The organism is Actinopolyspora mortivallis (assembly GCF_003001495.1).
GTDB lineage: Bacteria > Actinomycetota > Actinomycetes > Mycobacteriales > Pseudonocardiaceae > Actinopolyspora > Actinopolyspora mortivallis_A.
This window is the reverse complement of sequence record NZ_PVSR01000072.1, coordinates 1-5,235: the sequence shown is the minus strand read 5'-3', so window position 1 is coordinate 5,235 and position 5,235 is coordinate 1. Positions and strand designations below refer to the sequence as shown.

3 protein-coding genes are annotated in these 5,235 nt (G+C 71.8%); all 3 read left to right on the top strand.

Annotation, left to right across the window (positions count from 1 at the left end; all coding sequences use genetic code 11):
• Window positions 1-201: 201 nt before the first annotated feature.
• The 3 genes from CEP50_RS19555 to CEP50_RS20800 all read left to right on the top strand — a co-directional run bounded on the left by CEP50_RS19555 (window position 202) and on the right by CEP50_RS20800 (window position 5,167).
• Window positions 202-1,923 (top strand): ABC-ATPase domain-containing protein, encoded by a 1,722-nt coding sequence (locus CEP50_RS19555; RefSeq protein WP_106115383.1) that lies wholly within the window; start codon window positions 202-204, stop codon window positions 1,921-1,923.
• Between the two features lie 184 nt (window positions 1,924-2,107).
• Window positions 2,108-2,770, top strand: coding sequence for a phosphoribosyltransferase (locus CEP50_RS19550; RefSeq protein ID WP_106115382.1), 663 nt, complete (start codon window positions 2,108-2,110; stop codon window positions 2,768-2,770).
• A 105-nt stretch (window positions 2,771-2,875) separates the two neighbouring features.
• Complete coding sequence (locus tag CEP50_RS20800; protein ID WP_106115381.1) at window positions 2,876-5,167, top strand: AAA family ATPase; 2,292 nt, start codon at window positions 2,876-2,878, stop codon at window positions 5,165-5,167.
• Window positions 5,168-5,235 lie beyond the last annotated feature (68 nt).

Genomic DNA, 5,235 nt, shown 5'->3' with positions numbered 1-5,235 from the left:
CGACGGAACGGGGGCTCGGGGGTGCGCACGATGCCATGCCTCCTCGCGGTCGGGGGACGCACGATGCCCAGCGGTTGGTCACGCAGTGTGTTTCCGCGGTTTCCCGGAGGACGCTACCGGCATGCGCGGTGTGTCACGTGCAGCACGCGCCGGGGGACCCACGATTGGATATTCACGGTCGGCTCGGGTACCCATCGGGGGATGGCACAACGAACGAACAACAACAGGGGTGGTCGTGCCCCGACACCACCGGCCAAACGGACCGCCGAGGGGCTGCGTGACCAACTGCGCTCGATGCACGGGGCCAGCTACGGGCGCTACAAGTCGCTGAGTGGCAACTGGGCCTTCGACGGCTTCACCCTGGAGGTGCAGAAGGTCCAGCCCGACCCGTACGCGCCCGCCAGCCGCTGCGAGGTGCGCGTCGACGCCGAGCACGCCGGTTTCCCCTCCGACCTGTGGTCGAACCCGGTGCGGGCGCGCGGACTGGCCGGGGCGTTGGTGCGCGCGGTGCACCGCAGGCTGCGCGACAGCCGGTTGAGCGTGGACGCGGGACGCCAACAGGTGCTGGACCGCAGCTCGTGCCAGATCGTCGACGGGACCGTGGTCCTGCGGCTGGGCATCGACATGCCCGGCCGGGGACGCAGCATCGACGGCAAACAGGCCGAACAGGCCCTGTGCCGCGATCTTCCCGACGCGGTCGAACAGGGGCTGCGCTGGCACACCGCCGACCAGCAGCGGGTGCGGGAGTTCGTCGACTCGATCGAGGACACCGACGCGCTGCGGCGGCAGCTTCCCGAACGGAACCTGGTGGCGTTCGTGGCCGACGGGGCGATCCTTCCCCGCCGCAGCGGCATCGACGACCGCCCGTTGCAGCAGGCGGTGCCGTTCTCCTCTCCGGAGTCACTGCGCACCGAGTTCGACCTCCCCAACCGGGGGAGGGTGTCCGGTATGGGCATCGCCGAGGGCATCAGCCTCATCGTCGGCGGCGGGTTCCACGGCAAGTCCACCCTGCTGCGTGCCCTGGAACACGGCATCTACGACCACGTGCCCGGCGACGGGCGGGAACTGGTGGTCTGCCGGGAGGACACCGTCAAGGTCCGCGCCGAGGACGGCAGGCGGGTCAACCGCGTGGACGTCAGCCCCTTCGTCAGCCACCTGCCCACCGGCACGGACACCAGCGACTTCTCCACCGACAACGCCTCGGGCTCCACCTCGCAGGCAGCCTCGATCGTCGAAGCCGTCGAGGCCGGCTCGAAAGCGCTGCTGTTGGACGAGGACACCGCCGCCACCAACCTGATGATCCGCGACGCGCGGATGCAGGAACTGGTCGCCAAGGACTCCGAGCCGCTGACCCCGTTCCTGGACCTGATCCGCCCGCTCTACGACCGGCACCGGGTCTCCACGGTGATGGTCATGGGCGGATCCGGGGACTACATGGACGTCGCCGACCGGGTGCTGATGCTGGACTCCTACCGCTGCTACGAGGTCACCGACCGCGCCCGCGGCCTGGCCAGCACCCCCACCGGGAGACACCGCGAGGCGGACACCTTTCCCGACATCCGTTCGCGGGTTCCCGACCCCCGGTCGATCGACACCGATCGCCCGAAAGTGCGGTCCCGCGGCACCGACGCCCTCACCCTGGGGCAGACCACCGTGGAACTGCGGGCCGTCGAGCAGCTGGTCGACCCCGCCCAGGTGACCGGCATCGGCCTGGCCCTGGTGAACTGCGCCCGTTCGGGACTGCTCGACGGGCGGCGCACCGTCCGCGAGGTGCTGGACGCCTTCGACGCCGAGGTGACCAAACGTGGCGTCCACGCCGTCGACGACCGCTATGTCGGCGACTTCGCCGTACCTCGCCGTTTCGAACTCGCCGCGGCGCTCAACCGACTCCGCACCCTGCGCGTCGGCGCCTTCCGCGAGTGAGCCGACGGCCGTTTCCTCCGCGCCCCGGGCGGGTATCCCCCTGGTGAGGCCGGTCGTGTCCACGTGCACTCCTGTCGGGAAACGCCGGCAGGGGTCCTCGGGCACGGCGGCGGCCCCACCCGCCCCGCGCCGCCGGGACGTCCGCGCCGGACCTCGAACAGCCGAGCCAGGCGGGAGACCGACCATGGGCAACCACCACGCCGGGCACGGGCACGAGATGTTCCGCGACCGTATCCACGCCGGACGTGTCCTGGCCGAGGAACTGTCCCGTCATTCCCTGCGCGCCCCGGTGGTGCTGGGGCTGGCGCGGGGAGGGGTGCCGGTGGCGGTGGAGGTGGCCGCCGCGCTCGGCGCTCCGGTGCGGGCCGGGGTGGCCCGCAAGATCGGAGCCCCCGGCCAGCCGGAACTGGCGTTGGGGGCGGTGGCCGCCGACGGCCCACCCGTCTACGACCACCGGCTGCTGCGGGCCTTCGACCTCGACGAGGACCGGCTTCACCAGCAGTGCGAACGGGAACGTCACCGGGCCCGGCAACAGGAACACCAGTACGGACAGGACCCGCTGCCGGAGCTGGCTGGCCGGGATGTGATCGTCGTCGACGACGGGCTGGCCACCGGAGCCACCGCCCGCGCGGCGATCCGGCGGGTGCGCGGCGTCGGTCCGGCACGGGTCGTGCTGGCCGTGCCGGTCGGTGCCCCCGACGGGCTCACCGCCCTGCGACGGGAGGCCGACCTGGTGGTGTGCCCCCGCCGCCCGGCGGATTTCTCCGCGGTGGGGCAGTGGTACCGCGACTTCAGCCCCGTCACCGACGACAGGGTGCGCGAACTGCTCGCCACCCCGACCCGCTGACCGGGCACCACCCGGCACGCCCACGACCAGAATCGTCCATAATGGACGACAGGTAGTGTGGTGCCACGTCGTCGCGACCCCGTTGCCCGGATGGAGAGTGCCCACGTGCCTGGCGGCAGAACCACCGACCCGTCACCGGGCGTCGAATCCCTGCTCGACGAACTGCTCAGCGCCCGCCACACCCACGCCGAGAGCACCCCACCGGCCACGGGCCTGCTCGACGAGCAGGCCCGCACCGTGCTGTCCACCGCCGTGCACGCCGCCCGTGACTGGGGCAGCAGCGCCCTCGACGACACGCACCTGCTGTGGGCACTGACCCAGACCGAACCCACCGCGCGGATGCTGCGGGAAACCGGCGTGGCCGTCGACCGGCTGGCCCGCAGCCTGCGCACCCTGGCAGGCGCCCACGAAGCCGCCGCCGGCCCCGACCAGCCCTGGCTGACCACCGCCGCACGCCAGGCCCTGCTGGGCTCCTACCGACAGGCCCGCCACGAGGGAACGGCCAGCCTGGCCCCACGCCACCTGCTGCTGGGCGTGGCCACCGACGCCGACTCGGCCGCCGGCCGCGCCCTGGCCCGGGCCATCGAACAGGGCGAACACGCCCCCTCCGAGGCCCCCGAGAACTCCACACCCTGGTTGGAACGGTTCGGCCTGGACCTCACCCGCACCGCCACCACCCCGCTGGTGGGTCGCGAGGAACAACTCGACCGGATCGCGGAGATACTGGCCCGCCACGGCAAGAACACCCCCGTGCTGGTCGGAGAACCCGGCGTCGGCAAAACCGCCCTCGTGGAGGGACTCGCCCACCGCCTCCGCACCGGGCAGGCACCACGCACCCTCGCCGACCGGAAACTGGTCGCACTGGACGTCACCACCCTGGTCGCCGGCACCCACAACCGCGGCGACCTCGAACACCGCCTCGGGGAACTGCTCCGCGAGATCACCGAACACCGCACGGAACTGCTCGTGTTCATCGACGAGATCCACCTGCTGACCGGAGCCGGCGCCGCCGACGGTCTCGACGCCGCCACCGTCCTCAAACCGGCCCTGGCCCGCGGCCACCTGCCCCTGATCGGGGCCACCACCACCGAGGAGTACCGCAGGCACATCGAGAAGGACCCCGCCCTGGAACGCCGGTTCCACCCCGTCCACGTGCCCGAACCGACCGTCGCCGAGACGGTACGCATCCTGCGCGGACTCCGCACCACCCTGCAGAACCACCACCAGCTCCGCATCACCGACCGTGCTCTGCACAAGGCCGCCGAACTGTCCGAGCGCTACATCGCCGACCGTTTCCTGCCCGACAAGGCCGTCGACGTGCTCGACCACGCCTGTGCCCACCTGCGCGTGCACCACGAGCACGAGCCCACCCCCCGGGTCGACGCCGACACCGTCGCCGAGATCGTCGCCACCCGCACCGGCATCCCCGTCACCGAGCTGGACACCCACGAACGCACCCGCCTGCAGCAGCTCCACACCCGGCTGTCCACCCACGTGGTCGGCCAACCCCACGCCACCCGCACCGTCGCCGACGCCGTCCGCCGCGCCAGAACCGGGCTGGCCGACCCGAACCGCCCCCTGTGCAGCTTCCTGTTCACCGGGCCCACCGGCGTCGGCAAGACCGAACTCGCCCACGCCCTCACCCGCGCCCTGTTCGGCGAGACCAGCCGCCCCCTGCGTTTCGACATGGGGGAGTTCCAGGAGAAACACACCGTATCCCGCCTGCTCGGAGCACCCCCCGGCTACCTGGGACACGACGAGGCGGGTCAACTCACCGACAGCGTCCGCAGACACCCCTACTCGGTGCTGCTGCTCGACGAGATCGAAAAGGCCCACCCCGACATCCTCAACACCCTGTTGCAGGTGCTCGACGCCGGACGCCTGACCGACTCGGCGGGCGCCACGGTCGACTTCACCAACACCGTGGTGGTCATGACCTCCAACATCGGCGCCCAACGAGCCCTGTCCGAACCCGGCTCCGAACCCGACGAGCCCACCGAGGAACTGGCCGCCCACTTCCGCCCCGAGTTCCTCAACCGTGTCGACGAGATCGTGCCGTTCGCCCCGCTGGGCACCGACGAACTCGCCCGCATCACCCTGCACCTGATCACCACCACCCGAGAGCGGCTCCGCGAACACGGCGTCCAGCTGCACGTCACCGACTCCGCCGTGCACTGGCTCACCCGGCGCGGACACCACCCCCACTTCGGCGCCCGCCACCTGAGACGCACCGTCGAACGCGAGCTGCACACCAGAATCGCCGTCCTGCTGACCGGGACCCCCCAGCCGCTGGGCCTGCACGTCGACACCGACAGCGACGACGAACTCACCGTCACCCCCGTCGAGGACACCGACGCCGCCCCCACAGGCAGGCACGCCACCGGCCGCGAGTGCTGACCCCACGCCCTTGACCGGTGGGGGAGACTGGCCGCCAACGGCCCCGCACCCACGGCGACGGGAAACCC